Annotated in this window: 28 protein-coding genes; 18 read left to right on the top strand and 10 right to left on the bottom strand. The window is 60.2% G+C overall.

Features of this window, described 5'->3' with window-relative positions:
• Positions 1 to 23 precede the first annotated feature (23 nt).
• Positions 24 to 1,532 carry a glycerol kinase GlpK gene (gene glpK, locus ACWHY3_RS00645; protein ID WP_087720551.1) on the top strand — a complete coding sequence of 503 codons (1,509 nt, stop codon included), beginning with the start codon at positions 24 to 26 and terminating at the stop codon, positions 1,530 to 1,532.
• A gap of 99 nt (positions 1,533 to 1,631) precedes the next feature.
• On the opposite strand, the gene ACWHY3_RS00640 is transcribed toward glpK, so the two are convergent.
• Positions 1,632 to 1,814 (bottom strand): hypothetical protein, encoded by a 183-nt coding sequence (locus tag ACWHY3_RS00640; protein ID WP_143543309.1) that lies wholly within the window; start codon positions 1,812 to 1,814, stop codon positions 1,632 to 1,634.
• Between ACWHY3_RS00640 and ACWHY3_RS00635 the strand changes: the two genes are divergently transcribed.
• Together ACWHY3_RS00635 and ACWHY3_RS00630 are read left to right on the top strand one after the other, a co-directional pair.
• Positions 1,798 to 3,993, top strand: coding sequence for an OsmC domain/YcaO domain-containing protein (locus ACWHY3_RS00635; RefSeq protein WP_087720550.1), 2,196 nt, complete (start codon positions 1,798 to 1,800; stop codon positions 3,991 to 3,993). The two genes, ACWHY3_RS00640 and ACWHY3_RS00635, sit on opposite strands and share 17 nt — an antisense overlap.
• Before the next feature lie 264 nt (positions 3,994 to 4,257).
• Complete coding sequence (locus ACWHY3_RS00630; RefSeq protein WP_087720549.1) at positions 4,258 to 5,847, top strand: alkaline phosphatase D family protein; 1,590 nt, start codon at positions 4,258 to 4,260, stop codon at positions 5,845 to 5,847.
• A 25-nt stretch (positions 5,848 to 5,872) separates the two neighbouring features.
• On the opposite strand, the gene ACWHY3_RS00625 is transcribed toward ACWHY3_RS00630, so the two are convergent.
• Positions 5,873 to 7,327, bottom strand: coding sequence for an FAD-binding oxidoreductase (locus tag ACWHY3_RS00625; RefSeq protein ID WP_448127358.1), 1,455 nt, complete (start codon positions 7,325 to 7,327; stop codon positions 5,873 to 5,875).
• 303 nt (positions 7,328 to 7,630) lie between these two features.
• Here ACWHY3_RS00625 and parS point away from each other — a divergent pair, with 303 nt between their 5' ends.
• A complete protein-coding gene (parS, locus tag ACWHY3_RS00620; RefSeq protein WP_087720548.1) occupies positions 7,631 to 8,080 on the top strand; it encodes a type II RES/Xre toxin-antitoxin system antitoxin in 450 nt (149 codons plus the stop codon).
• A complete protein-coding gene (locus ACWHY3_RS00615) occupies positions 8,080 to 8,541 on the top strand; it encodes an RES family NAD+ phosphorylase (RefSeq protein ID WP_322529545.1) in 462 nt (153 codons plus the stop codon). Before parS ends, ACWHY3_RS00615 begins: the two co-directional genes overlap by 1 nt.
• A gap of 62 nt (positions 8,542 to 8,603) precedes the next feature.
• Here ACWHY3_RS00615 and ACWHY3_RS00610 read toward each other — a convergent pair whose 3' ends face one another.
• Positions 8,604 to 9,227, bottom strand: a complete 624-nt coding sequence (locus tag ACWHY3_RS00610) for an NAD(P)H-dependent oxidoreductase (RefSeq protein WP_087720546.1) — start codon at positions 9,225 to 9,227, stop codon at positions 8,604 to 8,606.
• A 165-nt stretch (positions 9,228 to 9,392) separates the two neighbouring features.
• On the opposite strand from ACWHY3_RS00610, the gene ACWHY3_RS00605 reads away from it, so the two are divergent.
• The 3 genes from ACWHY3_RS00605 to ACWHY3_RS00595 all read left to right on the top strand — a co-directional run bounded on the left by ACWHY3_RS00605 (position 9,393) and on the right by ACWHY3_RS00595 (position 11,255).
• Positions 9,393 to 10,295: a LysR substrate-binding domain-containing protein gene (locus tag ACWHY3_RS00605; protein ID WP_087720545.1), complete on the top strand. Its 903-nt coding sequence runs from the start codon at positions 9,393 to 9,395 to the stop codon at positions 10,293 to 10,295.
• 155 nt (positions 10,296 to 10,450) lie between these two features.
• A complete protein-coding gene (locus ACWHY3_RS00600) occupies positions 10,451 to 10,657 on the top strand; it encodes a DUF2795 domain-containing protein (protein ID WP_071232490.1) in 207 nt (68 codons plus the stop codon).
• A gap of 85 nt (positions 10,658 to 10,742) precedes the next feature.
• Complete coding sequence (locus ACWHY3_RS00595; protein WP_071232359.1) at positions 10,743 to 11,255, top strand: ferritin-like domain-containing protein; 513 nt, start codon at positions 10,743 to 10,745, stop codon at positions 11,253 to 11,255.
• Between the two features lie 200 nt (positions 11,256 to 11,455).
• Here the strand turns inward: ACWHY3_RS00595 and ACWHY3_RS00590 are convergent, their stop codons facing one another.
• The gene (locus ACWHY3_RS00590; RefSeq protein ID WP_087720270.1) at positions 11,456 to 12,628 is read right to left on the bottom strand and encodes a zinc-dependent alcohol dehydrogenase; all 1,173 of its coding nucleotides are present in this window, start codon (positions 12,626 to 12,628) and stop codon (positions 11,456 to 11,458) included.
• Positions 12,629 to 12,792: 164 nt separating this feature from the next.
• Positions 12,793 to 13,512 (bottom strand): SRPBCC family protein, encoded by a 720-nt coding sequence (locus ACWHY3_RS00585; RefSeq protein WP_087720271.1) that lies wholly within the window; start codon positions 13,510 to 13,512, stop codon positions 12,793 to 12,795.
• A 334-nt stretch (positions 13,513 to 13,846) separates the two neighbouring features.
• Between ACWHY3_RS00585 and ACWHY3_RS00580 the strand changes: the two genes are divergently transcribed.
• Positions 13,847 to 14,146 carry a hypothetical protein gene (locus ACWHY3_RS00580; RefSeq protein WP_071232362.1) on the top strand — a complete coding sequence of 100 codons (300 nt, stop codon included), beginning with the start codon at positions 13,847 to 13,849 and terminating at the stop codon, positions 14,144 to 14,146.
• 81 nt (positions 14,147 to 14,227) lie between these two features.
• Here ACWHY3_RS00580 and ACWHY3_RS00575 read toward each other — a convergent pair whose 3' ends face one another.
• A complete protein-coding gene (locus ACWHY3_RS00575; RefSeq protein ID WP_448128124.1) occupies positions 14,228 to 14,416 on the bottom strand; it encodes a DUF892 family protein in 189 nt (62 codons plus the stop codon).
• 620 nt (positions 14,417 to 15,036) lie between these two features.
• Here ACWHY3_RS00575 and phnC point away from each other — a divergent pair.
• Genes phnC through ACWHY3_RS00550 form a run of 5 tightly spaced genes read left to right on the top strand, consistent with a single transcriptional unit; the run spans position 15,037 to position 19,430 of the window.
• Positions 15,037 to 15,855: a phosphonate ABC transporter ATP-binding protein gene (phnC, locus tag ACWHY3_RS00570; protein WP_020833797.1), complete on the top strand. Its 819-nt coding sequence runs from the start codon at positions 15,037 to 15,039 to the stop codon at positions 15,853 to 15,855.
• The gene (gene phnD / locus ACWHY3_RS00565) at positions 15,852 to 16,715 is read left to right on the top strand and encodes a phosphate/phosphite/phosphonate ABC transporter substrate-binding protein (RefSeq protein WP_026949876.1); all 864 of its coding nucleotides are present in this window, start codon (positions 15,852 to 15,854) and stop codon (positions 16,713 to 16,715) included. Before phnC ends, phnD begins: the two co-directional genes overlap by 4 nt.
• 10 nt (positions 16,716 to 16,725) lie before the next feature.
• The gene (gene phnE, locus ACWHY3_RS00560) at positions 16,726 to 17,556 is read left to right on the top strand and encodes a phosphonate ABC transporter, permease protein PhnE (protein WP_026949875.1); all 831 of its coding nucleotides are present in this window, start codon (positions 16,726 to 16,728) and stop codon (positions 17,554 to 17,556) included.
• 9 nt (positions 17,557 to 17,565) lie between these two features.
• Positions 17,566 to 18,576, top strand: coding sequence for a phosphonate dehydrogenase (locus ACWHY3_RS00555; RefSeq protein WP_026949874.1), 1,011 nt, complete (start codon positions 17,566 to 17,568; stop codon positions 18,574 to 18,576).
• Entirely contained in the window at positions 18,570 to 19,430 is an 861-nt protein-coding gene (locus tag ACWHY3_RS00550) for a LysR family transcriptional regulator (RefSeq protein WP_011783503.1), read from the top strand. The genes ACWHY3_RS00555 and ACWHY3_RS00550 overlap by 7 nt, the downstream gene beginning before the upstream one ends.
• Here ACWHY3_RS00550 and ACWHY3_RS00545 read toward each other — a convergent pair.
• Entirely contained in the window at positions 19,345 to 19,692 is a 348-nt protein-coding gene (locus ACWHY3_RS00545) for a reverse transcriptase domain-containing protein (protein ID WP_227513362.1), read from the bottom strand. The genes ACWHY3_RS00550 and ACWHY3_RS00545 overlap by 86 nt on opposite strands.
• Before the next feature lie 89 nt (positions 19,693 to 19,781).
• Between ACWHY3_RS00545 and tnpA the strand changes: the two genes are divergently transcribed.
• Genes tnpA through ACWHY3_RS00525 form a run of 4 tightly spaced genes read left to right on the top strand, consistent with a single transcriptional unit; the run spans position 19,782 to position 22,332 of the window.
• On the top strand, positions 19,782 to 20,072 hold the full coding sequence (tnpA, locus tag ACWHY3_RS00540) for an IS66 family insertion sequence element accessory protein TnpA (protein WP_087721070.1): 291 nt from the start codon (positions 19,782 to 19,784) through the stop codon (positions 20,070 to 20,072).
• Entirely contained in the window at positions 20,069 to 20,413 is a 345-nt protein-coding gene (gene tnpB / locus ACWHY3_RS00535) for an IS66 family insertion sequence element accessory protein TnpB (RefSeq protein WP_087721071.1), read from the top strand. Before tnpA ends, tnpB begins: the two co-directional genes overlap by 4 nt.
• A 28-nt stretch (positions 20,414 to 20,441) precedes the next feature.
• Positions 20,442 to 22,073: an IS66 family transposase gene (gene tnpC / locus ACWHY3_RS00530; RefSeq protein ID WP_179208974.1), complete on the top strand. Its 1,632-nt coding sequence runs from the start codon at positions 20,442 to 20,444 to the stop codon at positions 22,071 to 22,073.
• Positions 22,063 to 22,332, top strand: coding sequence for a hypothetical protein (locus ACWHY3_RS00525; RefSeq protein WP_087721073.1), 270 nt, complete (start codon positions 22,063 to 22,065; stop codon positions 22,330 to 22,332). The genes tnpC and ACWHY3_RS00525 overlap by 11 nt, the downstream gene beginning before the upstream one ends.
• Here the strand turns inward: ACWHY3_RS00525 and ACWHY3_RS00520 are convergent.
• The 3 genes from ACWHY3_RS00520 to ACWHY3_RS00510 form a co-directional block, all read right to left on the bottom strand.
• Entirely contained in the window at positions 22,317 to 22,832 is a 516-nt protein-coding gene (locus ACWHY3_RS00520; RefSeq protein WP_448127357.1) for a DUF892 family protein, read from the bottom strand. The genes ACWHY3_RS00525 and ACWHY3_RS00520 overlap by 16 nt on opposite strands.
• Positions 22,833 to 23,281: 449 nt before the next feature.
• Positions 23,282 to 25,060, bottom strand: a complete 1,779-nt coding sequence (locus ACWHY3_RS00515; RefSeq protein WP_179208942.1) for an alkaline phosphatase family protein — start codon at positions 25,058 to 25,060, stop codon at positions 23,282 to 23,284.
• A 22-nt stretch (positions 25,061 to 25,082) separates the two neighbouring features.
• The gene (locus tag ACWHY3_RS00510) at positions 25,083 to 26,231 is read right to left on the bottom strand and encodes a mandelate racemase/muconate lactonizing enzyme family protein (RefSeq protein WP_448127356.1); all 1,149 of its coding nucleotides are present in this window, start codon (positions 26,229 to 26,231) and stop codon (positions 25,083 to 25,085) included.
• Positions 26,232 to 26,264: the final 33 nt, after the last annotated feature.

Raw genomic sequence — 26,264 nt, 5'->3', positions numbered from 1 at the left:
AACGAATACGAGGAGCAACCGCCATGAGCGACGAAAAGAAATACGTACTCGCGATCGACCAGGGTACGACCAGTTCCCGCGCCATGCTGTTCGATCACAATGGGCAGATCGCAGGCGTTGCCCAGCGCGAGTTCGAACAGATCTTTCCGCGACCGGGCTGGGTGGAACACAACCCGCGCGACATCATGACCAGCGTGCTGACAACGCTGACCGAGGTGATCAACAACACCCAGGTCGACGTCTCGGAAATTGCCGGCATCGGCATTACCAATCAGCGTGAGACCACGGTGATCTGGGACAAGCACACCGGCCAGCCGGTCTACAACGCCATCGTCTGGCAATCGCGGCATTCGGCCGAGATCTGTGACCAGCTGCGCGAAGCGGGCCACGCCGACATGATCCGCGACAAGACCGGCCTGGTGATCGACGCCTATTTTTCAGGCACCAAGGTCAAGTGGATCTTCGACAACGTCGACGGCGTCAAGGAGAAGGCCGAAAAAGGCGACCTGCTGTTCGGCACCATGGATTCCTGGCTGATCTGGAACCTGACCGGCGGCGCCGAACACGTCACCGACGTGACCAACGCCTCGCGCACACTGATGTTCAACATCCGTGAACGCCGGTGGGATCCGGAGCTGCTCGAGCTGTTCGGCGTGCCGGAATCGATGCTGCCCGAGGTCAAATCCTCCAGCGAAGTCTATGGCAACGTGCTGCCGAAATACTTCTTCGGCAACGAGCTGCCGATCGCGGGTATTGCTGGCGACCAGCAAGCCGCCCTGTTCGGCCAGGCCTGCTTCAAGCCCGGCATGGCCAAGAACACCTATGGCACCGGCTGCTTCACGCTGATGAACACCGGCAGTGAGGCCACGAAATCGGAAAACGGTCTGCTGACGACCATCGCCTGGGAGATCGACGGCGAAGTCGAATACGCTCTGGAAGGGGCCATCTTCGTCGCCGGCTCGGTAGTGCAGTGGCTGCGCGACGGGCTGCGGATGCTGGGCAAGGCGTCGGACTCCGAAGCCTATGCCGAGCGCGCCGGCAGCAACGACGGCGTCTACCTGGTACCGGCCTTCACCGGCCTCGGCGCGCCCTACTGGAATTCGAACGTGCGCGGCGCGATGTTCGGCCTGTCGCGGGGTACCAGCAAGGAGCAGTTCATCCGCGCCGCCATCGAGTCCATGGCCTATCAGACGGCGGACGTCCTCAAGGCGATGCAGTCCGATTCGGGAATCGATCTGACCGAATTGCGCACCGACGGTGGCGCCATCGCCAACAACTTCCTGGCTCAGTTCCAGGCGGATATTCTCAACGTCGACGTGCTGCGTAGCGAAATCAACGAAACGACGGCGCTGGGCGCCGCCTATCTTGCCGGTCTCGCCCTCGGGTTCTGGGAGTCGCGCGAGCAGATCGCCGAGCAATGGGCGATCGAACGCCGCTTCGAACCCCACATGAGCGACGACAGGCGCAATGAACTGTATGACGGCTGGAAGCGAGCCGTACAGGCCACCATGGCCTTTCAGGTCGCCTCGTAGCAACTGTCGCGCCCAGCGAGACCGCTTGGCGATGCTGTTCAACGCATCGTTAGCAAGAGAGCTGGCCCGATCCCCATTGGATGGGGGTCGGGCCTTTTGTCATCCGGTCGAAATGGTCATCCGGTCGAAACGGGACGCCTTCGAGCCGAAACGCCACTCCGACAAAACACCCCCAAGACGCAGCGCCCCCAAATCCGGATAATGGCCGCCATCCGCCCGGGTCCAGAATTCGAGGCGCAGCCACTTACCAACGCGGTCCTTCTCCATGGAAATCAAGGTCAACTATCTCGACAACCTGCGTCAGGAAGCGCTGTTCGATGACTTCACCGTCATCACCGACCAGCCGATCCGCTACAAGGGCGATGGCTCCGCACCGGGGCCGTTCGACTACTTCCTGGCGTCTTCGGCGCTGTGCGCAGCCTACTTCGTGCGGGTCTACTGCAACGCGCGGGACATTCCGACCGAGAACATCCGGCTTTCGCAGAACAACATCGTCGACCCGGAGAACCGCTACAACCAGATCTTCAAGATCCAGGTCGAGTTGCCGGACGATATCTCCGAGAAGGATCGCATCGGCATCCTGCGCTCCGTCGAGCGCTGCTCGGTCAAGCGGGTGATCCAGAACAACCCGGAATTCCAGATCGAGACGGTCAAGAGCATCGACGAAGACGCCCAGGCGCTGCTGATGGCGGGGACTCATGTCAAAGACGGCGAAGGCGAATCGACCTGGATCGAGGGCAAGGATCTGCCGCTGGAGCAGACCATCGCCAACATGACGAAGATCCTTGCGGACCTCGGCATGAAGATCGAGATCGCTTCGTGGCGCAATATCGTGCCGAACGTGTGGTCGCTGCACATTCGCGACGCCGCCTCGCCGATGTGTTTCACCAACGGCAAGGGCGCCACCAAGGAAGCCGCGCTCTGCTCCGCGCTGGGCGAGTTCATCGAGCGCCTCTCCTGCAACTTCTTCTACAACGATCAGTTCTTCGGCCCGGAGATCGCCGATAGCGATTTCGTCCATTATCCCGGTGAGAAGTGGTTCCAGCCGGGGCCGAATGACGAACTGCCGGTAGAAATTCTCGACGACCACTGCCGGGCGATCTTCGATCCGGAAGGCGAGCTGCGCGGCTCGCATCTGTTCGACACCAACTCCGGCCGGACGGATCGCGGCATCGTCTCGCTGCCCTTCGTGCGCCAGTCGGACGGCGAGACGGTCTGGTTCCCGTCGAACCTGATCGAGAACCTGTATCTCAGCAACGGCATGAGCGCGGGCAACACCATCGCCGAAGCGCAGGTGCAGTGCCTTTCGGAGATCTTCGAGCGCGCGGTGAAACGACAGATCATCGAGCAGGAGATCGTGCTGCCGGACGTGCCCGAAGCCGTGCTGGCGAAATATCCCGGCATCGTTGAAGGCATCGAAGCGCTGGAAGCCCAGGGCTTCCCGGTGCTGGTGAAGGATGCCTCCCTCGGCGGCCGCTATCCGGTGGCCTGTGTCACGCTGATGAACCCGCGCACCGGCGGTGTCTTCGCTTCCTTCGGCGCGCACCCCAGCCTGCAGGTGGCGATCGAGCGCAGTCTCACCGAGCTGCTGCAGGGCCGGAGCTTCGAAGGCCTGAACGACCTGCCACCGCCCACCTTCAACTCCCAGGCGGTGTCGGAGCCCAACAACTTCGTCGAGCACTTCATCGACTCTTCCGGCGTCATCTCCTGGCGCTTCTTCAGCGCCCGGGCGGATGTCGAGTTCGTCGAGTGGGACTTCTCGGGCTCCAACGCGGAAGAGGCAGCCGCGCTGTTCGGCATTCTCGAAGCCGAAGGGCTGGAGGCCTACGTGGCGATCCATGAAGACCTGGGCGCGCCAGTCTGCCGCATCCTGGTACCGGGCTACTCCGAGGTGTATCCGGTCGAAGATCTGGTGTGGGACAACACCAACATGGCGCTCGCCTTCCGCGAGGATATCCTCGACCTGCACGCGCTGGACGATGCACAGCTGGCCGACCTGCTCGAGCGTCTGGAGGAGAGCGAGCTCGACGAGCAGATGAAGATCATCACCCTGATCGGCATCGAATTCGACGAGAACACCGTCTGGGGCCAGCTCACGATCCTCGAGCTGAAACTGCTGATCAACCTGGCGCTCGGCCAACTCGAGGACGCGCTGGACAAGGTCGAGATGTTCCTGCAGTTCAACGACAACACCGTCGAACGCGGCCTGTTCTATCAGGCGCTGCTTGCCGTGCTGCAGATCACGCTCGACGATGAACACGAGCTCGACGACTACCGCTACAACCTCAAGCGCATGTTCGGCGAGGAAACGATGACGGCTGTCGTCGGTTCCGTGGAAGGCTCGGTACGCTTCGCCGGTTTGACGCCAACCAGCGTGCAGCTGGAAGGCCTGGATCGCCACCAGCGCCTGCTCGAAAGCTACCGGAAGCTGCATGCAGCGCGAGCGGCCCGGCAAGCCTGAACTCGCTCACGCAACCCGCATGGAGAGCCGCCCGCCGAGTGATCAAGCGGGCGGCTTTTCGTTTCGGCGTCAGCGATGGTTCACGCCGTCGGTGGCCGCAATCGACTCCAGGTCACAGGGATCGTCACCGCAGCATGGTGCGATCCGATCTCGGCCTATCGTGTCGCGCTATCCCCTTTCTCACGAGCTTCACACCTTCGTCACTCGCGCCGCCTAGCCTGTTGTCACTGGCACCAATGACCTCGAGCGGATGGAGACGGCACGATGACGATCGATCGAAAAGGCTTTTCCAGGCGTGACTTTCTGATCACCAGTGGCCATCTCGGCATCGGCCTCGGGTTGGCCGCCACCGGGCTGCTGGGGGCGCCGGCGATCATCATGGCGGAAGGTCGACGTCCGACGGTCGAAGGCGGCGTGATGAGCGGCGATGCGCTGACGGACCGCGCGATGCTGTGGGGGCGCGCCAGCATGCCATCGCGGATGCTGGTCGAGGTTGCCGACAACCCGGAGTTCCGCGGCGCCCGCCAGTTGCCTTGGGTCGACGTGCTGCCCAGCACCGACCTGATCGGCAAGATCGATGCGACCGGCCTTCAGGGAATGAATACCGTGCATTACCGGGTACGTTTCGCCGCCCTGGGAGACGAACGCGCGGTGAGCGAGCCGATGGTCGGGCAACTGCGCTTGCCGCCATCCACCCCGCGCGACCTGCGTTTCGTGTGGTCGGGCGACGTCGTCGGCCAGGGCTGGGGGATCGACGAATCCCGTGGTGGCATGCGCACCTGGGAAGCGATGCGCCAGGTCCGGCCGGATTTCTTCATCCACTCCGGCGATACCGTCTATGCCGATGGCCCCCTGCAGGAGCGCGTCGCGCTGCCGGACGGCAGCGCCTGGCGCAATATCGTCACGCCGGCCAAGCAGAAGGTCGCCGAGACGCTAAACGAATATCGCGGCCAGCATGCCTACAACCATCTCGACGCCAATTTCCGCCGCTTCGCCGCCGAAGTGCCGATGCTGGCGCAGTGGGACGATCACGAGACGACCAACAACTGGTATCCGCAGGAGATTCTCGACAACGATCTCTATACGGAAAAGAACGTCGCGCTGCTCTCCGCCCGCGCCCGTCAGGCTTTTCTGGAATACATGCCGATTCGCCTGCCCGCTTCCGCCCCGCAACGGATCTACCGACGTTTCTCCTACGGGCCGGGGATGGAAGTGTTCATGCTGGACATGCGCAGCTATCGCGGCCCCAACAGCGCCAATCTGCAAGACGAGGAATCATCGACCACCGCGTTCCTGGGCGAAAACCAGTTCCGCTGGCTGCGCCAGGCGCTGAACGATTCCACCGCGACCTGGAAGATCATCGCCGCGGACATGCCCATCGGCATGGTGGTGCCGGATGGCGATCAGCTCGAAGCGATCGCCAACAATGATCCCGGCCAGCCGCTCGGGCGCGAAATGGAGCTCGCCCGGCTGTTGCAGGCCATTCGCGACGACGATATCCGTAACGTGGTCTGGTTCACCGCCGACGTGCACTACACCGCCGCACATCACTACGCGCCGGAGCGCGCCAGTTTCAAGGCGTTCAAGCCGTTCTGGGAGTTCGTCAGCGGGCCGATCCACGCCGGCACCTTCGGCCCCAGCGAGATGGACGCGACCTTCGGCCCCGAAGTGGTCTTCCAGAAGGCGCCACCGGAGGGCCAATCCAACCTGCCGCCCTCGGCGGGCTATCAGTTCTTCGGCCAGGCCGATCTGGACGCCGAGAGCGAAAGACTCACGGTCACGTTGAAGGATAGCGACGGAAACACGCTGTACACCCAGGTGCTCGAGCCGGAAGCCCGCTCCGCCAGCGCCTGAAGGGAGCGGACTGGAAACCGGAAACTTACACCAGCTTGCCCGGATTCATGATGCCGAGCGGATCGAGCGCGGCCTTGATCGCACGCATCACCGCCCAGCCTTCGCCATGTTCGGCCTCCATGTAGGCGCGCTTGCCGGTGCCGATACCATGCTCGCCGGTGCAGGTGCCGCCGGCGGCCAGGGCGCGTTCGATCAGGCGCTGGTTGAATGCCGCCAGCGTCTCCAGCTCCTGTTCACTATTGCGATCCACGGCGACGACCAGATGGAAATTGCCGTCGCCGACATGACCGAGCAGCGGCGCGACCAGGCCGCTTTCTGCGACATCGGCTTGCGTCGCTTCAATGCACTCGGCCAGCTTCGAGATCGGCACGCAGATATCGGTGGCTAGAAATTCCATTCCCGGACGCAGCGCCTTGGCGGCGTAGGCGGCATCGTGGCGCGCCTGCCATAGCGTCTGGCGCTCCTCTTCCTTCGTCGCCCAGGCGAAATCGCTGCCGCCGAACTCCTGGCACAGTTCCGCCATCGCTTCGGCCTGCTCCTTCACGCCGGCGTGGGTGCCGTGGAATTCCAGGAACAGGGTCGGCTTCTCGGCGTAATCGAGCTGGGAGAAGCGATTGACCGCCTGCATCGCGAGGGCGTCCATTAGCTCGATTCGCGCCATGGGTATGCCGTACTGGATCGAGGCGATGACGGTATCGATGGCGCCGGCGACGGTCTCGAACGCCACCGTCGCCGAGGAGATCGCCTCCGGCAGCCCGTGCAGTTTCACCGTCAGCTCGGTGATGATGCCGAGCGTGCCTTCGGCGCCGATCATCAGATGCGTCAGGTCGTAGCCGGCGGCGGACTTGCGCGCCCGCGTGCCGGTCTTGACGATGCGCCCGTCCGGCATCACCACCGTCATCGACAGCACGTTCTCGCGAATCGTGCCGTAGCGCACGGTGTTGGTGCCGCTGGCGCGGGTCGAGGCCATGCCGCCCATGCTGGCGTCCGCCCCCGGATCGACGGAAAAAAACAGACCGGTGGCACGCAGATGGGTGTTGAGCTGGGCACGCGTCACCCCGGGCTGGACGGTGGCGTCCATGTCTTCGGGGCGAACGTCGAGAATCGCGTTCATGGCGGAAAGGTCGACACACAGGCCGCCATGATCGGCGATCACCTGGCCTTCGATGGAAGTGCCGACACCGTAGGGAATCACCGGCACCCGGTGGGCCGCGCAGGCCCGCACGATCGCGGAGACTTCTTCGGTGGAGTGCGGAAAGCAGACGGCGTCCGGGGCGGCCGGATGGTGCCAGGACTCGTCATGCCCGTGCTGCTCGCGAATCCCCGCCACCGTGGTGATGCGATCGCCCAGCATTGGCTCGAGATCGGCGATCAGCGCCCAGAGCGTTTCCGCATCGGGGCGTGGGGGCAGTTTGGTCGCAGAGACAGTGGCATTCTCATTCCCGGCGGTCGATGGGGTTCTGGCGTTAAACGTGCTCATGGCAGTACTCTCAGCGTGGCGTGCGAGCTCACTTAGTAAGCGAGCTATCTTTCGCACCACAGCATACCGCAAGCCATCGCTACCGACTTCATGTCGAACGCGACAGATCAACGGATTCGCGCCGCTATCCGACAGATGAGCGACACGCATGACAGGACCGGATACCGTCCACGGCTGAGACAGCTGTGGAATACCCGTCAGCCCGGTCGACGATATTTTCTGACAGCGGTATCGCTTGACGGAGACGACTGCGCCACGTATACCAATTGATATGCCTTAAGGCTATCAAACGGAGTAATCGTCATGGACGTCCGCTTTACTCAATACCAGCCACCGAAAGCCTCGGCCTCCGGCTTCTGGCAACAGATCGGCCTACCGGCGCGAGGCCGCAAGTTGCACGAACTGCTGCATGAAGGCGTGGAGTACCGGGTCTATCCCAGGCTTGCCCAGGTGTCGGGGATCGAGCAGAAGGCACTGGCGCGCTATGTCGATATTCCTTCGGCCACGCTTAGCCGCCGTGCCAAGTCGGGCCGGTTCAAGTTGGCGGAAAGCGACCGACTGTATCGCTTTGCCGAGCTTTTCAAGGCGGCGCTGGATCTGTTCGAGGGCGATGCCGAAGGCGCTCGCGCATGGCTGCTCAAACCCAATATCGGCCTTGGTGGGCGCAAACCCATCGAGATGAGCGCGACGTCAGCCGAATATCAAACGGTACTGAACCTGATCGGGCGATTGGAGCACGGAGTCTCGGCGTGATGGAGGTGTACGCTTATCGGCTGGTCAAACGTAAATATCAGGACACCGCCTTCGATGGCGAAGGCGCACGGCTTTACGGGGGGCGCTGGAACAGCCCGGGCCGTGCCTGTGTCTATGTGGCAAGTTCCGAATCGCTGGCGCTGCTGGAAATCATGGTGCATCTGGAAAGCTATCGGTTGCTCGATGCCTATGCACTACTGCGCCTGACACTGCCCGCCGAGAGCATCTTGAGAGTTGGCGCAGAGGATTTACCGGACAACTGGCAGGAAGCGCCAGCGCCAGCAGAGACTGCCGATCTGGGCGATGGCTGGCTGACCTCTGGTCAAAGCCTGGCACTGGCGCTGCCCAGCGTGGTGGTGCCAAGAGAGTTCAACTACATGCTCAACCCCGGACATCCGCTGTTTGATCCGATTGTCGCAGCGGCCGAGCCCCTCCCCTTCAAGCCCGATCCGAGGTTGTAAACGGACGAAGGCAGCCAAGGCTGCCTTCGTGTCACGCGCTAGGTTCTCAGGGAACGCAATTCTCAGGCGGATACCGAATCTCGTGTCTCGGCCACCGGCGCTTCGGCCCGACCGATCACGCGTTCCAGATGCTCGCGGTATTCCGCCTGGTAGCGTTCGACTTCCGGCGCCTTGATCACGTCGTTGGCGATGAAGCTCGGCAGCCCGGCCAGCCCGACGAATTCCTGCGACTTGTGGAAGGCGAAGTAGACACCGTCGACGCCGAGGCCTTCGAAGAAGTTGCCCGGCTCGTCGAACGCTTCGATCGGCGCGTTCCAGGTCAGCGACAGCATGTAGCGACGCCCCTGCAGCAGCCCGCCGCTGCCGTACTGCTTGCTGGGATCGGTGCGCGTGCGCCCGTCGCTGGCATAGAGAGAACCGTGGCCGGCGGTGAACACTTCGTCGATGTAGCGCTTGAGGGTCCAGGGCGCGCCCATCCACCAGCCCGGCATCTGATAGACGATGACATCGGCCCAGAGATAGTTCTGCACTTCGGCGTCGATATCGTAGCCCTGCTCGATCACCGTCTCGCGGAGCTCGTGGCCCAGTTCGATCAGCGTGTGCCAGGCGATACCGTGCAGCGTATTGTTGAGCTCGCCGCTGGAATGGGCAAACGGCTTGCCGCCATTGATCAATAGAATCTTCATCGTTCGAGCGTTCTCCGTCGCGATCTTGAATGCCGCACCCCGGTGTTTCTCTGGCGCAGCGCAATGGCACCATTGTGGCGACAAACCGCAATGGATAAACCACGCTGGCGACAAGTCACTTTTGACTTAAAATCAATAACCGTCCGATCTCGCTGGGAGGCGTCCATGAAAAGCACGCTCGAGGAACAGCTGGCGTTCGTTGCCGTGGTCGACCGGGGTTCAATCACGGCCGCCGCCGAGGGGCTGGACATGACGGTCTCCGGCGTCAGCCGCGCGCTCAATCGTCTCGAGCGCAAACTGGGCACGACGCTGTTGCGACGGACGACGCGACGGCTGGAGTTGACCGAAGAAGGCGAGACGTTCCTCGGCCACGTGCGGTCGATTCTCGCCGCCGTCGACAGCGCCGAGGAAGCCATCGCCCACCATCAGGACCGGCCCCAGGGGCGGCTTCGCATCAACGCGGCGCCAAGCTTCATGCAGTTCGTGCTCGTGCCGGTGATCGGGGAATTCCATCAGCGCTACCCCGGCATCGCGCTGGAGCTCGACACCCACGACCGCTTCGTCGATCTGCTCGAACAGCGGGTCGATCTCGCCATCCGTATCGGCGAGCTGGAAGACTCTTCACTGCACGCTCGCCCGCTCGGCAATAGCCCGCTGCGACTGTTGGCGAGCCCCGAGTACCTGACGCGCCGCGGCGTCCCCCAGAGCGTCGACGATCTCGCCCACCACAGCCTGCTCGGCTTCAGCCAGCTGGATCATCTCAATCGCTGGCCGCTACTCGACGGGCGCGGTGAGCCGTTACATGTCAGGCCGACGCTTTCCGCCTCCAGCGGCACGACGCTGCTCGAACTCGTCATGGCGGGCGAGGGCATCGCCTGCCTGGCCGACTACGTGACGATCGCGCCCCGCCGGCAAGGCCGTCTCGTCGATATTCTGCCCGATCAGACGCAATTCCAGACCCAGCGCATCAATGTCGTCTACTACCGCCAGACCGCCCTCTCCCAGCGCGCCCGGCTGTTCATGGATTTCCTGGCCGAACGGCTGCCGGGACGGTATGTGAGCGCGTGACCGCGAACGACTTCACTGCCCGAAATCTCGCCTGCCCCTACTCCTCGCCACGTCGTTAACCCCCGTCAATCCAGCGCGCGGTTCTCGCTGGTATGCGGTCGGCCGCCGACTAAGCTCGATAAGTGACAAGCATGAACCTACAAGGAGTATCGATGATGACTCGAGGTCTCGGAGGCCGGTCTCCGGCCAATATCTCAAGCTATCTTGGCGGTATCGATTTTCCGGCAGGCAAGAACGATATCGTTGAGCACGCCAAGAAAAATGGTGCGGAATCCGACGTCATGAAAGTCGTCGAAGCCTTGCCCGAAGGCCAGTACGAAAACATGGCCGATGTCATGAAAGGCGTGGGGGAGGCCGAATAAGCCGGACGGCTTCGATTCAGGGATGCGTAACCCAACGATGGCCTTCGTTCGACTACGAGGCCGGTAGTTTTCAAGGAGATGAACGATGAGTAGCGATCCCATGCAACAGCTTCATTCATGGCTCAAGGACGCTCATGCCATGGAAGAGCAGGCCGAGCAGATGCTGACCGCCCAGGCCAAGCGTCTGGAGCATTATCCGAAATTGCAGGCGCGCATTACCCAGCATATCGATGAAACCAAGTCCCAGGCCGCTCGGCTCGAGGAGTGTCTGGAGTCGATGAATACCAGCACCTCGACGATGAAAGACCTGGGCGGGAAGTTCGCCGCGATGGGCCAGGCGATCGGCGGTTCCATGGCGCCCGACGAAGTGGTCAAGGGTAGCGTCGCCAGTTACGCCTTCGAGCACTTCGAGATCGCCAACTACCGTGCGTTGATCGCTGCCGCCGATCAGTTGGGTGAGATTCGTATCAAGGAAGTCTGCGAAAGCATCCTCCAGGAGGAGCTGGCCATGGCGAAGTGGCTGGAAGACAACCTCGACGACGTTACCCGTGCCTTCCTCGCCCGGTCGGAAAGTGACGAACTGAGCGGTAAACGGTAAACGGTAAACGGAAAAGACAGATATTGCTGGCTTGTCGAACCGAGGCTCAACATCATCGTTGAGCCTCTTTCGTTGGTGCCTTTCCCAGAGTTCCTGATTTGCCGGGCTTACTCTATGGCCTCTGACCTCGAGCTTTATGACCTCGAGCTTTATGACCTCGAGCTTTATGACCTCGAGCTCTATGACCTCGAGGCTTGGCCTCAAGGCTCAAAGACGACACGCAGGCAGTCGTCGCTCTTGTGCTTGAACATGGCGTAGCCTTGGGGGCCCTCTTCCAGCGAAGCGGTATGGGTCATGAGGTAGGAAGGGTCGAGTTCGCCGGCCTGAATGTGTTCGAAGATCCGTTCGACATAGCGCTGCCCCGGCTGCTGGCCCGATTTCATCGTCAGCGCCTTGTTGACGACCGCGCCGATCGGGAACTTGTCCATGAAGCCCGCGTAGACGCCAAGCACGGACACGGTCCCTCCCTTGCGACAGGAGTGGATCGCCTGGCGCAGCGCCGCACCGCGTTCCGTCTGCAGCCGCATCATCTGCTTCGTACGGTCGTAGACATCTTCGAGCTTGTGTTCGGAATGCGCTTCCATGCCCACGCAGTCGATGCATCGGTCGGGGCCGCGCCCGCCGGTCAGGCTCAACAGCGCATCATGAATGTCATGCTGGGTGTAGTTCAGCCCGATCGCCCCGCCCTGCTTGCGAGCGAGGTGCAGCCGATCCTCGAAGCGGTCGATGGCGATGACCTGCTCGGCGCCCATCAGATAGGCGCTCCGAATGGCCATCTGCCCGACACCCCCGCAGCCCCAGACGGCGACCGTGTCGCCCGGTTCGATATCGGCGATGTCGGCGCCGTAATAGCCCGTGGGAACGGCATCCGAGACGAACAGCGCCTTCTCGTCGCTGATGCCTTCCGGCACCTTGAACAGATTGACGTCGGCGAACGGCACCCTGACGTAGGTGGCATGGCTGCCGGCGTATCCGCCGAATGCATGGCTGTAGCCGAAGATGCCCGTACAGGCGTGTCCGTAGAGTTCCTGGGTGAACGTGGGATTGGGGTTGGAGTTGTCGCAGCAGGAAAATTCCTGACGCTGGCAAGGCTGACAGTCGCCACAGCCAAGGATCGAGATCGCGATGACCCGATCCCCACGGCTGAACTGGGTCACCCCGCTTCCTGCCTCGACCACTTCTCCCAGAAACTCGTGCCCGAGCACGTCGCCGGCGTGCATCGTGGGTACGTAACCATCCAGAAGATGCAGGTCGGAGCCGCAGACGGACGACAGCTTGACCCGAACGATGACGTCACGGGGGTTGATCAATTCCGGATCGGGCAACGTCTCGACGCTCAGCCGATTGGTGCCTTGCCATGTCAATGCTCGCATGAAGACTCTCCTTGTTCCTGTTCGGCCTGTGCCACGTCCCGCGGAACATTCATGATCGACAAGGCCAGCCGACGACAGGCTTCGTCTGAAAGCGGGGCGTGCCTTGACAACGTCTGGTGGTCCACGAATTCCTGGACAAGCCCGATTTTCCAATCTCCCAAATCTCAGGTAAACGGCCGCGATGCCGTGATCTCGCCGGTTTCCATCTTCTGCTTGAAGCGCCGGAGGTTGCGGTGCAGCCAATGGGAAGTGCCGCCCGATCCCTTGTCGGCCAGATAGCCCAAGTGGCCTTTGGCGGGTTCGTAGGTCACGTAGCACTGGACTTCCGTCCCGCCTCTGCCTGGCGCGTCCTGAAAACGCACCCAGCCGGAAAACGGCGGCAGAGCTTCCGAGTCGGAGACCCACTCGAGGAACTCCCCCTCCCGATCGTCGACGAGACGCACGAGAAGCTGTTTCGCGGGGTCGCTATCCAGGATCCAGCGTGTCGTCCGATCGTCGACCTGCTCGATATGCATGGCGGGCGTCAGGACTTCGGCCAGCTTGTCGGGCGCGCGCCAGAAACGGTAGAGCTCATCGCGAGGCTTGTTGACGGTCACGCTGTGCGAGACCACCCTGGCCGCCTGCCAATGATGCGCTTCGGCCACGTGCTTCTCGTAAGGAGAGGCCGAGAGTGCGCCCTTGAGCCGACACTCTCCCTTGATGGCCCGATAGACCAGCATTCCTGACAGGATGGCCTGCCCCCAACCCATGAGGCCGCCTTTTCTCAAACCGCCTGCTATCCCCCACAAACCACCGCCCAGCGAAGCCCAGCGTTCCACGCCAGTGACCGGAGCCATATCCTGCTTGCGGGTATGCGAAAGCGTATGTCGCGCTTCGGAAGACATCGAATTTCTCCCTTTTCAGCCGGATCGCGGTAGGTCGCGGTCACGGTCGACGATAGTGCCTGTTGGCAATGTTTAACGTTAGCCGATCGCCAATCCCGCGAGCGCACCGATGCCCGGCGGCGTTAAAGCACATCAAATCCGATCGCAGAATCCCGATCGCGAGGCAACGTCAAGGCAGCGTCAACGCTTTGACAGGTATCGATTAGCGCAGATAAACAACCGCGGTTCATCGTACCGAAGGAGTGCTTCTCGACACCCGAAAAAAGGGCTATGTTGAGAAAGCAGTTGTCTGAGGAGAACTCATCCACGAACGGATTCGGTATAGGTTACCAACATGGAAAATGAACGTAGCGCTGTCTATGACGGCGAAAGTCGGTTGGTAGGTAATGTCATCAAGGAAAACGGTACGCAAAACGTATTGATGGAAACCGAGGAAGGCACCACTTACCGTATTCCGATGGAAAAGCTGACTCGCCATGACACGCACTGGGTCTTGAACGATCCGGTGGATCACTTTCCTGCCGTTCCTTCCGAGCAGGAAATGCAGGCCCGTGTGGACGACATGAGCGCGGACAGTTTCCCGGCGAGCGATCCACCCAGCTTTACGCCCGGCAAGCCGGATATCGAAAGATGATTTCTTTCGGATGGAAACCGCTTACTGAAACCTCAAAAAAGGCCCTCGCCATGAGGGCCTAATCGATCCGGAACTCGAGACTTATCCCGCTTTCTGATTCACGTTCTGCTTGGCCAGCTTGGAGAGCTTGTCATCGGTGGCCTTCTCTTCCTTGAGCGTCTCGGCAAGGATATCTTTGGCTTCGGTATAACCGAGCTGCTCAGCCATTGCGCACAAGGTGCCATAGGCGGCAACATTTTTACGATGGTGTGGACGCGCCCCCGACCAAATTGGCCGGCGGCAGGTGCACGAGTTTTATCGGGCACATGATTTTGCACCGACCACTGCGCGGGATTATGACAGTGCGATCAGGCTACTGTGGAGAACAATGGGCAGGGCTGGCGAACCACCCAGACCACCAGGCCAGGATCAGAGTTGATGGTTTGCACATCGCCCATGGTTTTTACTGTCGATGCTCTTTTTCCTTGCCCACCCTTAAGGCCACACCTTGAATTGCTGCCCGTTTCCAGATCCACCCCACCATAGTCAGCACCTGGAAGCGCGACCTATTGGAGAGCGCGTCCGACCTCCTCGAAGGCAAGAGTATAGTCGGTAAGCAATTCGATGAACTCAGCACGGACGAACTGTACCGTGAGATTCGCCGACTGACGGTGGAACGCAATTTTTGTTGCTTAAGCTCCTGGGTGGCTCGTTCCACTTTGGCTGAGCTCCATGTATTTCACAGAGCCCTTCGGAAAATCCTTGCGAACCAAAAGCACTTCATCAACCTGTCACGTCAGTGACACGACGGTGTCATCCCTCAGCTTTACCGTTCAATTGTAACTCGCAATACGGCGAGCTTATTTATTGCAAAAGGTGATCCTGTGGCCCCAACTCAATCAACCAATGTGATGCTTCGAGTCGAGAGTATGGGCGTAACCTACCCGGGAAACGTCCTCGCGCTCAAACCCACCAACGTTCACTTTCACAAGGGCGAATTCACCGTGCTACTGGGACTTTCAGGCGCGGGTAAATCCACTCTGCTTCGTTCACTGAATCACCTGGTTAAGCCCACAACCGGGAAGGTTGTGTCTGGCGAGTTTGGTGAACTGACCAACCGTAGAATCCTGCGACAGCACCGCAGCCGCACCGCCATGGTGTTCCAGCATCACCAGCTGATCGAACGATACACCGCGTTACAGAATGTGCTGACAGGCAGACTTGCGTATCACGGTACTTGGCGAAGCCTGCTTCCCCTGCCCCGGCAGGACCTGGAGTTGGCTCTGCAATGCCTCGACCGCGTAGGTCTGGCTGACAAAGCGCTTTCCCGAGTAGATCAGTTGTCCGGCGGCCAGCAGCAGCGGGTTGGAATCGCCAGAGCATTGGTGCAGCAACCATCCATGATTCTTGCCGATGAGCCCGTTGCCAGCCTGGATCCGGCCACTTCTGAAAAGGTACTCGGCCTACTGCGCGATATTTGTCAGGAAGATGGAATCACCGCGGTTATTTCCTTGCACCAATTGGAATACGCCCAGCGTTTTGCAGACCGGATCATCGGCCTTTCGAACGCTCATATCGTTTTTGACGATGCTCCTGAAAACCTGAAATCGAAACACCTGGACGAGATTTACCACCGTTCACCCAGCGTGGTAGCTGCGGAAGGCAAACCAGCCATCCATAAACCTAAGACCACCCCGATAACGACAGACGTACTGGAGATAGCACAATGAAGACAATGATTCACTCTTTGCTGGCTCTGATAATGATGCTCGGCATCCATTGGTCAGCCCATGCCGCAGATACAGACCCTGATCTTTTGAAAGTTGCCTTGCTGCCGGATGAGAACGCGTCAGAACTGATCAAGCGAAACCAACCTTTGAAGGATTACCTGGAAACCACTCTTGGTAAGGAAGTAGAACTGATTGTTACCACCGATTACTCCTCCATGATCGAAGCCATGCGTTTTGGCCGAATTGACCTGGCTTACTTTGGTCCGTTGTCCTATGTGATGGCCAAGAGTAAGAGTGACATTGAACCCTTTGCCGCCATGGTGGTAGACGGGAAGCCGACTTATCGCTCCATCATTATTGCCAATGCAGACTCTGGCGTTGGCTCCTTCGCGGATATCAAAGGCAAGAAAATGGCCTACGGTGACCGCGCATCCACTTCCAGCCACCTGATCCCCAAGACCGTACTCCTTGAGAAGGCAGAGCTCGAAGCCGGAAAGGACTATGAGGCTCATTTCGTCGGTAGCCATGACGCTGTTGCGGTTAACGTCGCCAATGGCAATGCCGACGCCGGAGGGTTGTCCGAAGTTATCTTCGAGCATGTGATGGACCGCGGCTTGATTGATCGGAGCAAGGTCAAGGTGCTGGGCTACAGCGGTGACTTTCCTCAATACCCCTGGGCCCTGCGTTCGAACCTGGCCCCTGAGCTGAAGAGCAACATTCAGAAAGCCTTTCTGCAGATCGATGACCCGGAGATTCTCGACAACCTGAAGGCTGAGGGATTCGCGGCAATTACCGACGAAGATTACGATGTCATCCGCGCTATGGGTGGCCTGCTCAATCTTGATTTCGCAAAAATGTGAGGAGTGCCCCATGAGCTATACAACGACGGAACCGGCGACTCTGTCGCCGGCCCCGTCGGCCTCCGTGCTGGATGAGCACGCGAAAGGCTGGCGGAAAAAACTCGGACAGTCGCTGTTAGTGCTGCTCATCATTTTTGTCGCAAGTTGGTACGTAGGGCTGCTCAATTTCAATACACTTGCCAATGGCGTGCCAGCCATAGGCACACTCATTGGCGAATCTCTTCCACCTGACTTCACCAATGTGGCCAGCTGGGTGTCGCCGTTAATCGACACGCTTGCGATGAGTATTGCCGGTACTGCCATTGCAGTAACCTTGTCTGTGCCACTGGCATTCCTGGCTGCGCGCAACACCTCTCCACATCCGGTGGTGCTCCAAGTAACTCGAACCCTTTTAAACGGTTTGCGTTCAGTCCCGGAACTAATCATGGGCATCATCTTCGTGGCTGCTGTTGGTTTTGGGGCGTTGCCTGGCGTACTGGCGCTCGGTCTTCACTCCATTGGCATGGTTGGAAAGTTTTTTGCCGAAGCGATTGAGCATGTAGATGAGGCGCCAGTGGAAGCGGCCGATGCTGCCGGCGCTACTCGCTTGCAGGTGCTCTATCACGCCGTGCTGCCACAAGTACTTCCTCAGTTCGCGGACGTGTCCATTTATCGCTGGGAATACAATTTCCGTGCCTCGACCGTAATGGGCATGGTGGGTGCCGGTGGTATTGGCTTCGAATTGATGGGCTCGCTGAGAATCATGCAGTATCAGGAAGTCAGCGCCATTCTCATTGTCATCTTGTTGATGGTCACCGTCGTGGACAGTCTCAGTGGCCGCCTTCGTAAGAAATTCAAATAAGGAGCGTCGATGAAACCCAAGGTTGTGATAACCCATAAGGTCCATGACAGTGTTCTGGATGAACTTGCCCAAGATTGCGAGCTGGTCACCAACCAATCCGGCGCCACGTTGCCCCAGGAGGAAGTGGCTGCGCGCGTTGCAGACGCTGATGCGATGATGGCGTTCATGCCAGACCGAGTTGGAGTGGAGTTCCTACAGGGGTGTCCGCGCTTGAAGGTGATTGGTGCAGCCCTGAAAGGCTATGACAACTTTGATGTGGATGCCTGCACGCGTCATGGGGTTTGGCTGACATTTGTACCGGATTTGCTAACCGTGCCTACTGCAGAGCTAACGGTCGGGCTGACGATCAGTCTCACCCGACAAGTCAAGGCGGCGGACCACTTCGTTCGATCCGGTGAATTTACTGGCTGGACACCACGCTTCTATGGGCAGGGGATCGAAGGCTCACGGATTGGTATTGTGGGTATGGGGGCCATCGGCCAAGCGGTGGCGCAGCGCCTGAACGGATGGGGAGCGGATTTAATCTATTCCCAGCCGGAACGTTTACCCGTGCAGCATGAGCAGGCACTGGGTTTGTCCCATACTCCCCTCAAGATGCTGCTGGCCCAGTCAGATATTGTGATCCTGGCACTGGCGCTCAATGAGCAAACCCTCCACACCATTAATCGCGAAACGCTAACAGGAATGAAACCGGGCGCATTCCTTATCAATCCCTGCCGTGGATCTGTGGTGGATGAGGGTAGTGTTCTGCAAGCGCTTCAATCCGGTCAGTTGGGGGGGTACGCCGCTGATGTGTTTGAGATGGAAGATTGGGCGAGAGAAGATCGTCCGAGGGAGATCGCCCAGGGGCTCAGGGCCCACCCCAACACGCTGTTTACTGCTCACATCGGATCGGCAGTCAGCCAGGTGCGTCTGGCTATCGAGCAACGCGCTGCTCGGAACATTCTGCAAGTGCTTCGGGGTGAGCGGCCGGGTGATGCGATCAATGATCCCAGTGGCCGCGAGAGCGGCCCATGCTGAATCTTGTCTGGCTGAAGAGTTTCGTGGCGGTGCTGGACCACAACGGGTTTCAGGCCGCAGCCCGCCAGTTGGACATCGCACAACCCACACTGTCCCAGCACCTTCAAAAACTCGAAAACCAACTTGGCGTTTTATTGGTCCACAGGGGGCGCTCTGGCTGTGAGCCAACCCGGGCTGCCTTAACCTTGTTGCCTTTTGCCCGAAGTCTGCTCCGGCTGGAGGAGCAGGCGAGATCTTCCATTATGGAGGCTCGACTTCGCGTTGGGGCGAGCTCCAATATTGGGATTTATATGCTCCAGCCCTACATCCGTCGTTACAAGGAGCTGGGCGTAGGGCCCGAGGTGGATGTGGTAATAGATTCCAATCCGACTATTGCACGGCATTTATCGGACGGTGAGCTGGACGTGGCGATTATGGAGTGGTGGCATGATCTACCCGGATTCCATGCTCAGGCGTGGCGTAACGAGCCCGTTGTTCTAATCGTTCCGCCTGGTCACCCGTTAGCCCGTCGAACCGATATCGACCGCGATACGCTGTCTAACATGGCTCTGATCGGCGGCGAACCCGGCACCGGCACTGGCCGGCTTTTGGCGACCTACTTCGGTGAGCATGGGCCATTTCCGACGGTATCTATGCAGCTGGGTAGCACCGAAGCCGTCAAGCAAGCGGTTAAGGTCGGACTTGGCGCATCGTTGGTGCTTGAAAGTTCTGTACGGGAGGAGGTCCAAAATGGAAGTCTGGTGGCTATTCCCGTGAGTGAGCCTGGCCTTAGCAAGGAGCTGATGGTGATTTATCCGAGCAGCCTGGACAAACACAGGCCAGTATACTCGTTTGTTGGGCATCTCTGTGAATAGCTATTGGGTCCACCTCACGCATATCTAGCTGGGAATGCAGATACTGAGCCTCACGCTCACTTCGACAACGCAGTATTCCGTCATCTGCATATCGGCAGAATGGGATATCCGGATGACGAACGGTCAGCCAACGATCCAATGCATAATGCAGAAACAGGTTTGCCAGAACTGGCGATAACGGGCCACCTTGTGGTGTGCCAACGTTCCGTCGTTCCTGCTTACCATCTTTCGTCTGCATCGGTGCCGTTAGCCAGCGCCTCACATACGTAAGCGTTCATTCCAGGACGCCCTGCCATCCCAGCGAGCGTGACCCTAAAGTAACCTCACACTCATCAACACGAGGTTACTCTCATGAGCAAGCGCCGCACTCCGGACCAATGGCAGGGTCTGATTGATCAGCAGCGCCACAGCGGCCTGTCCGCGCTGCAGTTCTGTAAGCAACAAGGCATCGGTTATGCCAGCTTTCGCAGCTGGCGCAAGCGGCTTTGCGAAAGCCCGGTCTCTGACTCGACCGAGACCGAGCAGTCGGATTTTCTGGATCTGTCGGCATTGATGGGCGCTTCGCCGTCTTGCGGGCCAGGTTGGACTATTGTGTTGAGTCTGGGTAATGGCGTCGAACTGCGGCTGAGCCAGAACGGATGATCGGGCTCGATAGCCAGGCCCGGATTTGGCTGTGCACCGAGCCCACCGACATGCGTAAGTCCTTCCGGGGACTGAGCGCGCTGGTACGCAACCAGCTCAACCGCGACCCGCTCAGTGGCCAGTACTTTGTGTTCATCAACCGGCGCAAGACCCAGATGAAGATGCTGTACTTCAGCCGCACCGGTTATTGCTTGTGGGCCAAGCGCCTGGAGCGGGGTCAGTTCCAGGTGCGTGCGTCAGCGTCTGGCCAGCGAGCGTTGACGCTGGCCGATCTGCAGCTGCTGATCGACGGCATTGAGGTGCAAAAAGTTCGCCGCTTCAAGCGTTTTTCAGCAGCGTAAGCACTCAGGGTCCGGTATAATAGCGGCCATGAAATCAACTGCTTGCACGCCTGAACCCACCGCACCGTCTCACTCGGCCCTGGTCGAGGAGAACGCGCTGCTGCGCGAGCAGGTTCAGGGGATGCAGCGCCAGCTGGATTGGTTCAAGAAGCAGCTGTTCGGCCCCAAGTCCGAGAAGCAGGTCTTTGACCTGCCGGGACAGGACAGCCTGTTCCAGCCGGAGCAGGCGCCCGTCCCGGACAAGGCGCCCGAGGATGACAAGCGCACGGTCGGCGCCTATCAGCGCGGCACCGCCAAGAAGCAGCGCGACGATGACTGCTTGAACGATACCGGTCTGCGCTTCAGCGCCGATGTGCCGGTGGAAGTCATCGAGCAGCTGCCGCCGGAGCTGACTGGGCCGGACGCCGATCGGTATGAAATCCTCGGAACCAAGACTACCTTCCGGCTAGCCCAGCGAGCGGCCAGCTATGTGGTACTCCAGTGCGAACGCCCGGTATTGCGCCGCAAAGGCACCGACAAGCCAGTGACCGCCCCGGCGCCGCCCAACGTGCTCGACAACAGCCTGGCCGATGTCAGCCTGCTGGCCGGACTGCTGGTGGACAAGTTCCAGTTCCATCTGCCGCTGTACCGCCAGCATCAGCGCATTCAGCAGGCTGGGGTCACCGTCAGCCGCAGCACGCTGAGCAACCTGGTCAAACGCGCCATCGATCTGCTGCGCCCCATCGTCGATGCCCAGACCGATAATGTGCTGCGCAGCCGGGTGCTGGCCATGGACGAAACGCCAATCAAGGCCGGCCATCAGGGCCGGGCTGGCCCGCAAAAAGGCAAAATGAAATCCGGCTGGTTCTGGCCGCTGTACGGCGATGACGATGAGGTGGTGTTCACCTACTCCAACAGCCGTGGACGGGGCCACATCGAGCAGGTGCTGAGCGAGCAGTTCACCGGCACGCTGATCAGCGACGGGTACGCCGCCTATGCCCGCTACGCCGCAGCACAGGACGGCGTTACCCATGCCCAGTGCTGGGTCCACGGCCGGCGTTACTTCATCGAGGCCCAGAAGGAGCATCCGCAGCAGGCTGGCGAGGCGCTTCAGCAGATCGCCAAGCTCTATCACAACGAAGACAACATCCGTGCTCAACAGCTCACTGGCGAGACGAAGCGCCAGTACCGGTTGGCGCACTCGAAGCCAGTCGTCGACGACTTCTTCCAGTGGTGCCGCGATCAGTTGGAACGTGGCGAGCTGTTGCCCAGCGATGCGCTGACCAAAGCCCTGAATTATATGCTCAGCCGTGAAGCGAGCCTGACCGTGTTCCTGGAAGATCCAGACGTACAACCGGACACCAACCACCTGGAGCGGGCGCTGCGCCCCATTCCAATGGGCAAGAAAAATTGGATGTTTTGCTGGACGGAACTCGGCGCCGAACACCTCGGGCTCATCCAAAGCCTGATCACCACCTGCAAACTGCATGACGTCAATCCGTACACCTATCTGGTGGATGTGCTGCAGCGCATCAGCCAACACCCGGCCAGGGAGGTCGCGCAACTGACGCCAAGACGGTGGAAGACCCACTTCGCGGACAAGCCGTTACGCTCGTTGCTCGATCCCCGTCATCCGCACAGACAGCCCGAATCACCAGAGGCCGTTCGCCATGCGCATTGATGAGATGACCCTCGATCAGTTACTGGAGCTCAATGACGTCATCTGCCAGCGCATCGATGAACTCAAGGAACAGGAAACCCTGCAGGCGCTGAGCCAGCTGCGTGTCGGGCTCAAGGTCTCCTTCAGCACCCGGGAGGGACGGGCGTTCGGCATCGTTACCAAGATCAACCGCAAGAGCGTGATCGTGCTGGCCGAAGACGGAACCACACAGTACAAAGTCTCGCCGCAATTACTGACACCGCTTCATGAAGTGAAGTGATCAGCTTGCCTGGGGGCGTCTACTACGTCCCCGAATGAACGCTTACTCACATACAGCAGCACCCAGGATTCAGAGCAATGGTGGTCAAGAGCCTTGAGCAATAGCTCATGATCAATATGATCAATTTCATAGTGCTCCACCTTTTGAGCCGCACCTATCAAGCCTGCGTCCAGAACGGGGCCTTTCTCCGCATTATCGATGAGTTCTTGAGACTCTTCGATCAGACTCTCCATGACATAGCACTTGGTGCGCTTGATTCGAATATCAGGAATCGTATCCGCCACTTTCTCGAGCCGTTCCACCTGCCCGCGGGTTTCTTCAAGGTGTTTTTTGAAGGCTTCCACCAGCTGATCGTTATCGGCGGCACGTGCCAGCTTGGGAAGTGCGCGAGTAATTTGCTTTTCTGCACTATTGACGTCAGAAAGCAAGTGAATAAAAAGATCGTTAGCGCTTTTAATGACCATATCGAAACTCCATTGGATTGACCAAGCGATAGCCATGATCGGTTTCGCGACAATGCTTGCGAAACTGATAGCCAAAGGCTCACTCGCTTAGTTGATGCATTCCATGCTTCTCGTTGTGCAATTGGCAATCGCCAAGCACGACCTAAAGGTAGCAGCTCCTGCCAAACGACAAAGCCTCGTATCAGGTTTTCTATGTAACCAATGTAGAGGCGAGCCGTTGGCGTCACCGGCTAGCCAATAGGTCAATGTATAGTCATAAAAGAGAAGTGTTTATCGACAAAAACTCCCATGAGTTAATGTCGATAAACTCGACTAACGAAAAGCAGCGCACACGCGGCCGGGTTGTTCAGGATGAGCGAGTATTATTGATATCCATTAACCTTGGCGCCGCGTAAAAACAGACTGGACGCAATGCGAGGCGTCTTTCCATCGCTCAACTCGAGACGCCTCTTCCTCCATGAGCAGCCGTTACGTTCAGTGATGAATCAAGCCGGGTCCAGCAGCGCAGTCAACGGCTTGCCGTCCAGCGAGTCGGTGGGCAGGCCGAGCAGCCTGGCGAAGGTGGCCCCGGCGCTGTCCATGCGTTGAATGCCGCGAGCCGTATCGAATGGCAATTCGACACCGCCACGAATCCCCGCGCCATGGAAAAACGCCACGCCGTGGTTGGAAGCGAACGCGGTGCTGGCGGTAGGCACTTGCGGACCGTGGTTGGCGCCGGGGGTAACGAGTTCGGCCACCGTGTCACCGCGTTCGTTGGTGCCCCAGACGAAACCGGGAGCGTAGGCGAACAGCACGTCGCCCATCAGCTCGCCCCAGTAGCCAAGCGGGCTGGCGTCCTGTTTCTTGAGTGCCAGCGCGACCACGTTGCGCTCGCCCGATTCGGTATCGACATACCAGGTGGTCAGCGCCTTGAGAATGCGTGTCTGCACACGCTCGATATCCTCGACGGCGACCCGGTCCCGGTTGACGAAGATTTCCAGTCCGCCGCGCTCGTCCTTGAGAAACGCCTGGCTTCGCGCCGGATCCGGTCGCCCATTGCCATCGATCGTGCACAGGTCGAATTCGGCCAACCGCCTGTGGATATCACAAAGATGACTATTGGGCACGTCGCCGTGATCGGAGGCGAGCACCACCACCGTATCGTCGTCGCAACCGGCCAGCGCCCGACCCAAGGCGTCATCGAGAATCCGGTAGGAACGCCGGATCACCTCGAGATAACGCACGGCATCATCGGCGGCGTAGAACTTCGATTCGGGATCGCATTGCGCCAGACAGGTGTGATGGGTCTCGTCGTTGAGCCGGAAGACCGTGGCAAAGAGCTGGAAACCTTCTTCGTTGAGCAGCGTCAGAGCGCTGTCGACCAGCCACTCGAGCTGGTAGCGCCCTTCCTCGAAGCTGGTCTCGAAGTAGCGTGTATCCGGGTCGGCAGAGACCGCCCATTTGGAGATGAACGGGCCGTGGCGCTCGATCAACCGCTGGGCAACTTCGGGTTGCCCGCTGGTGGACGCGGGCGCGGTCACCTGGGATTGCAACAGATCGATCCTGCCGCTGGCGGCGTCGAAATCGAGCAGCTTGAAGCGTATCGCCGTCCGCTTTCCTTCGAGTTCGAGCGGCAGCCATTCGCTCCACTCGCCGACACTCAGGCTGGCCTCGCCGCCCGCCAGGATGAGCCGGAGACGCTCGCCGTTCGGGCTCAGCGTTACCGGTACGGGCTCGCCACGATGTGCTGGGATCATCGCCCTGAAATCATCGCCGCTGCGCTCGATGGCAAAGCGATTGTGCTTCTGATGGTGCGCCAGCGTGCCGGTGGGCGGCCACCCCAGGGCTTCGGTCTGGGGTGTAGCCTCCCAGCGATCGAGCCGAGTGCTGTGCAGGCACGCCGGAGCGAGCTCCATCGGTGCCGGCCCGCTCCCGCTCCAGAACGGGGCGAAGCAGAGATCCTCAGGGCCGGTCGGCTTGAGGCTCTCGGGAAAATGCACCAGCGCCGCTCGCTGCCCCGCGGCGCTCATCAGCTCCAGCAGGTGTTGCGTGCCACTGGGCGGCAGTCGCTGGCCGACCCAGCTGGTGCCCGGCGCCTGACCGGTCAGAAACGTCACGAAGTTGGTGTCGCCCCAGGTCGAGATGTAGGGCAGCAGCCGCGTCGAGCCGCCTTCATCGCGCAGGCGCTGGATGTTGGGCAGCACGCCCTCGGCGCAGAAGCGCTCGACGAGCTCGGGGATCAAGCCGTCGACGCCCAACAGCAGGATTTTACGGTTCTGACTCATGTGGCTCTCCTGTGGGCACGGCTTAGCGGATGGTGTAGTGATCGATGATCGAGCGGTCGATCTCGATACCCAGGCCGGGCTTGTCGAGCACCTCGACACAGCCGTTGGCATTGAGCTGGAACTCGCCGCCGATCAACTCCTGACGGAACGGGTGGGCGGACTGGTCGTACTCGAGCATGGGTTCGTCGGGCGTCAGCGACAGCGGTTGCGGCGGCAGCGTGGCGATGAACTGCACCGCCGCCGCCAGCCCGATGCCGGTCCCCCAGACGTGGGGAATCAACGGTACGTGCCAGGCCTGGGCCATGGCGGCGATCTTCTGGCACTCGGTGAGACCACCGGCGGCGCCGAGATCCGGCTGGATGACATCGAGCACGCCTTCACTGATCAGGTCGCGATAGCCGATCTTGGTGTACTCGTTCTCGCCGGCGGCGATCCAGGTGCGAGAGATCCCCTTGAGCTCGCGATAGCCGTGACGGTTCTCCGGGCTCAGCGGCTCCTCGAACAGATGCACACGCGTCTCTTCGAGCTCCATCAGAATGCGTCGCGCCGCCGGCACGCTGTAGGCGCAGTTGGCATCCATCATCAGCGCGATGTCGTCACCCACCGCTTCGCGCACCGCGCGCATGTCGCGGATGTCCGCCTCGATACCGAAACCGGTCTTGAGCTTCATCGCCCGGTAGCCATTGGCCTGATGACGCAGCGCCTCCTCGACCACCTCTTCGGGATACTTTCCGCCTGCGCGACGATAGAAGCCGGTGGCGTAAGGCCGGATCTCGTTGCGAAATGCGCCCCCCATCAGGCGATGAATCGGCTGGCCCAGCGCCTTGCCTGCGAGATCCCACAGCGCGATGTCGATCGCGGCAATGCCGAACAGCGCCGCCCCTTTCTGACCGTAGGGCCGGGTGTGGTTGTACATCGTCTCCCACAGCACTTCGCGGTCGAAGATCGAGCGGCCGATCACCAGCGGCTTGAGCGCGTGCTCGACCATCGCCTGGGCGACCTGCGGCGGCTGCAACCCGTGATTGATGCATTCGCCCCAGCCCACCAGGCCGTCATCGGTATGAATTTCCACCAGCATTGCCGTGCGCTGATGCACCCAGCCCTGAGAGAAGGAGAAAGGCTGCTCCAGCGGCGCGGCCAGCACGTGGGTCTTGAGGTCAGTAATGATCATGGCAAGAAATCGCTCTGCGGGTAGTATCGGCGA

The sequence above is a fragment of the Salinicola sp. NYA28a genome, assembly GCF_976982775.1.
The sequence above is the reverse complement of the archived record's forward strand: the minus strand, read 5'-3'. Positions and strand labels throughout refer to the sequence as shown.

Bases quoted from the DNA above. Each gene is read 5' to 3' on its own strand.
- ACWHY3_RS00600 (WP_071232490.1), top strand. From the start codon at position 10,451: ATGACTCGAGGTCTCGGAGGCCGGTCTCCGGCCAATATCTCAAGCTAT.
- phnD (WP_026949876.1), top strand. From the start codon at position 15,852: ATGAAGACAATGATTCACTCTTTGCTGGCTCTGATAATGATGCTCGGC.
- tnpC (WP_179208974.1), top strand. From the start codon at position 20,442: ATGAAATCAACTGCTTGCACGCCTGAACCCACCGCACCGTCTCACTCG.
- tnpA (WP_087721070.1), top strand. From the start codon at position 19,782: ATGAGCAAGCGCCGCACTCCGGACCAATGGCAGGGTCTGATTGATCAG.
- ACWHY3_RS00610 (WP_087720546.1), bottom strand. From the start codon at position 9,227: ATGAAGATTCTATTGATCAATGGCGGCAAGCCGTTTGCCCATTCCAGC.
- ACWHY3_RS00585 (WP_087720271.1), bottom strand. From the start codon at position 13,512: ATGTCTTCCGAAGCGCGACATACGCTTTCGCATACCCGCAAGCAGGAT.
- ACWHY3_RS00595 (WP_071232359.1), top strand. From the start codon at position 10,743: ATGAGTAGCGATCCCATGCAACAGCTTCATTCATGGCTCAAGGACGCT.
- phnC (WP_020833797.1), top strand. From the start codon at position 15,037: ATGCTTCGAGTCGAGAGTATGGGCGTAACCTACCCGGGAAACGTCCTC.
- ACWHY3_RS00555 (WP_026949874.1), top strand. From the start codon at position 17,566: ATGAAACCCAAGGTTGTGATAACCCATAAGGTCCATGACAGTGTTCTG.
- ACWHY3_RS00515 (WP_179208942.1), bottom strand. From the start codon at position 25,060: ATGAGTCAGAACCGTAAAATCCTGCTGTTGGGCGTCGACGGCTTGATC.
- ACWHY3_RS00580 (WP_071232362.1), top strand. From the start codon at position 13,847: ATGGAAAATGAACGTAGCGCTGTCTATGACGGCGAAAGTCGGTTGGTA.
- ACWHY3_RS00605 (WP_087720545.1), top strand. From the start codon at position 9,393: ATGAAAAGCACGCTCGAGGAACAGCTGGCGTTCGTTGCCGTGGTCGAC.
- ACWHY3_RS00625 (WP_448127358.1), bottom strand. From the start codon at position 7,327: ATGAGCACGTTTAACGCCAGAACCCCATCGACCGCCGGGAATGAGAAT.
- ACWHY3_RS00510 (WP_448127356.1), bottom strand. From the start codon at position 26,231: ATGATCATTACTGACCTCAAGACCCACGTGCTGGCCGCGCCGCTGGAG.
- ACWHY3_RS00525 (WP_087721073.1), top strand. From the start codon at position 22,063: ATGCGCATTGATGAGATGACCCTCGATCAGTTACTGGAGCTCAATGAC.
- ACWHY3_RS00590 (WP_087720270.1), bottom strand. From the start codon at position 12,628: ATGCGAGCATTGACATGGCAAGGCACCAATCGGCTGAGCGTCGAGACG.
- glpK (WP_087720551.1), top strand. From the start codon at position 24: ATGAGCGACGAAAAGAAATACGTACTCGCGATCGACCAGGGTACGACC.
- ACWHY3_RS00630 (WP_087720549.1), top strand. From the start codon at position 4,258: ATGACGATCGATCGAAAAGGCTTTTCCAGGCGTGACTTTCTGATCACC.
- ACWHY3_RS00615 (WP_322529545.1), top strand. From the start codon at position 8,080: ATGGAGGTGTACGCTTATCGGCTGGTCAAACGTAAATATCAGGACACC.
- phnE (WP_026949875.1), top strand. From the start codon at position 16,726: ATGAGCTATACAACGACGGAACCGGCGACTCTGTCGCCGGCCCCGTCG.
- ACWHY3_RS00635 (WP_087720550.1), top strand. From the start codon at position 1,798: ATGGAAATCAAGGTCAACTATCTCGACAACCTGCGTCAGGAAGCGCTG.
- parS (WP_087720548.1), top strand. From the start codon at position 7,631: ATGGACGTCCGCTTTACTCAATACCAGCCACCGAAAGCCTCGGCCTCC.
- tnpB (WP_087721071.1), top strand. From the start codon at position 20,069: ATGATCGGGCTCGATAGCCAGGCCCGGATTTGGCTGTGCACCGAGCCC.
- ACWHY3_RS00520 (WP_448127357.1), bottom strand. From the start codon at position 22,832: ATGGCTATCGCTTGGTCAATCCAATGGAGTTTCGATATGGTCATTAAA.
- ACWHY3_RS00550 (WP_011783503.1), top strand. From the start codon at position 18,570: ATGCTGAATCTTGTCTGGCTGAAGAGTTTCGTGGCGGTGCTGGACCAC.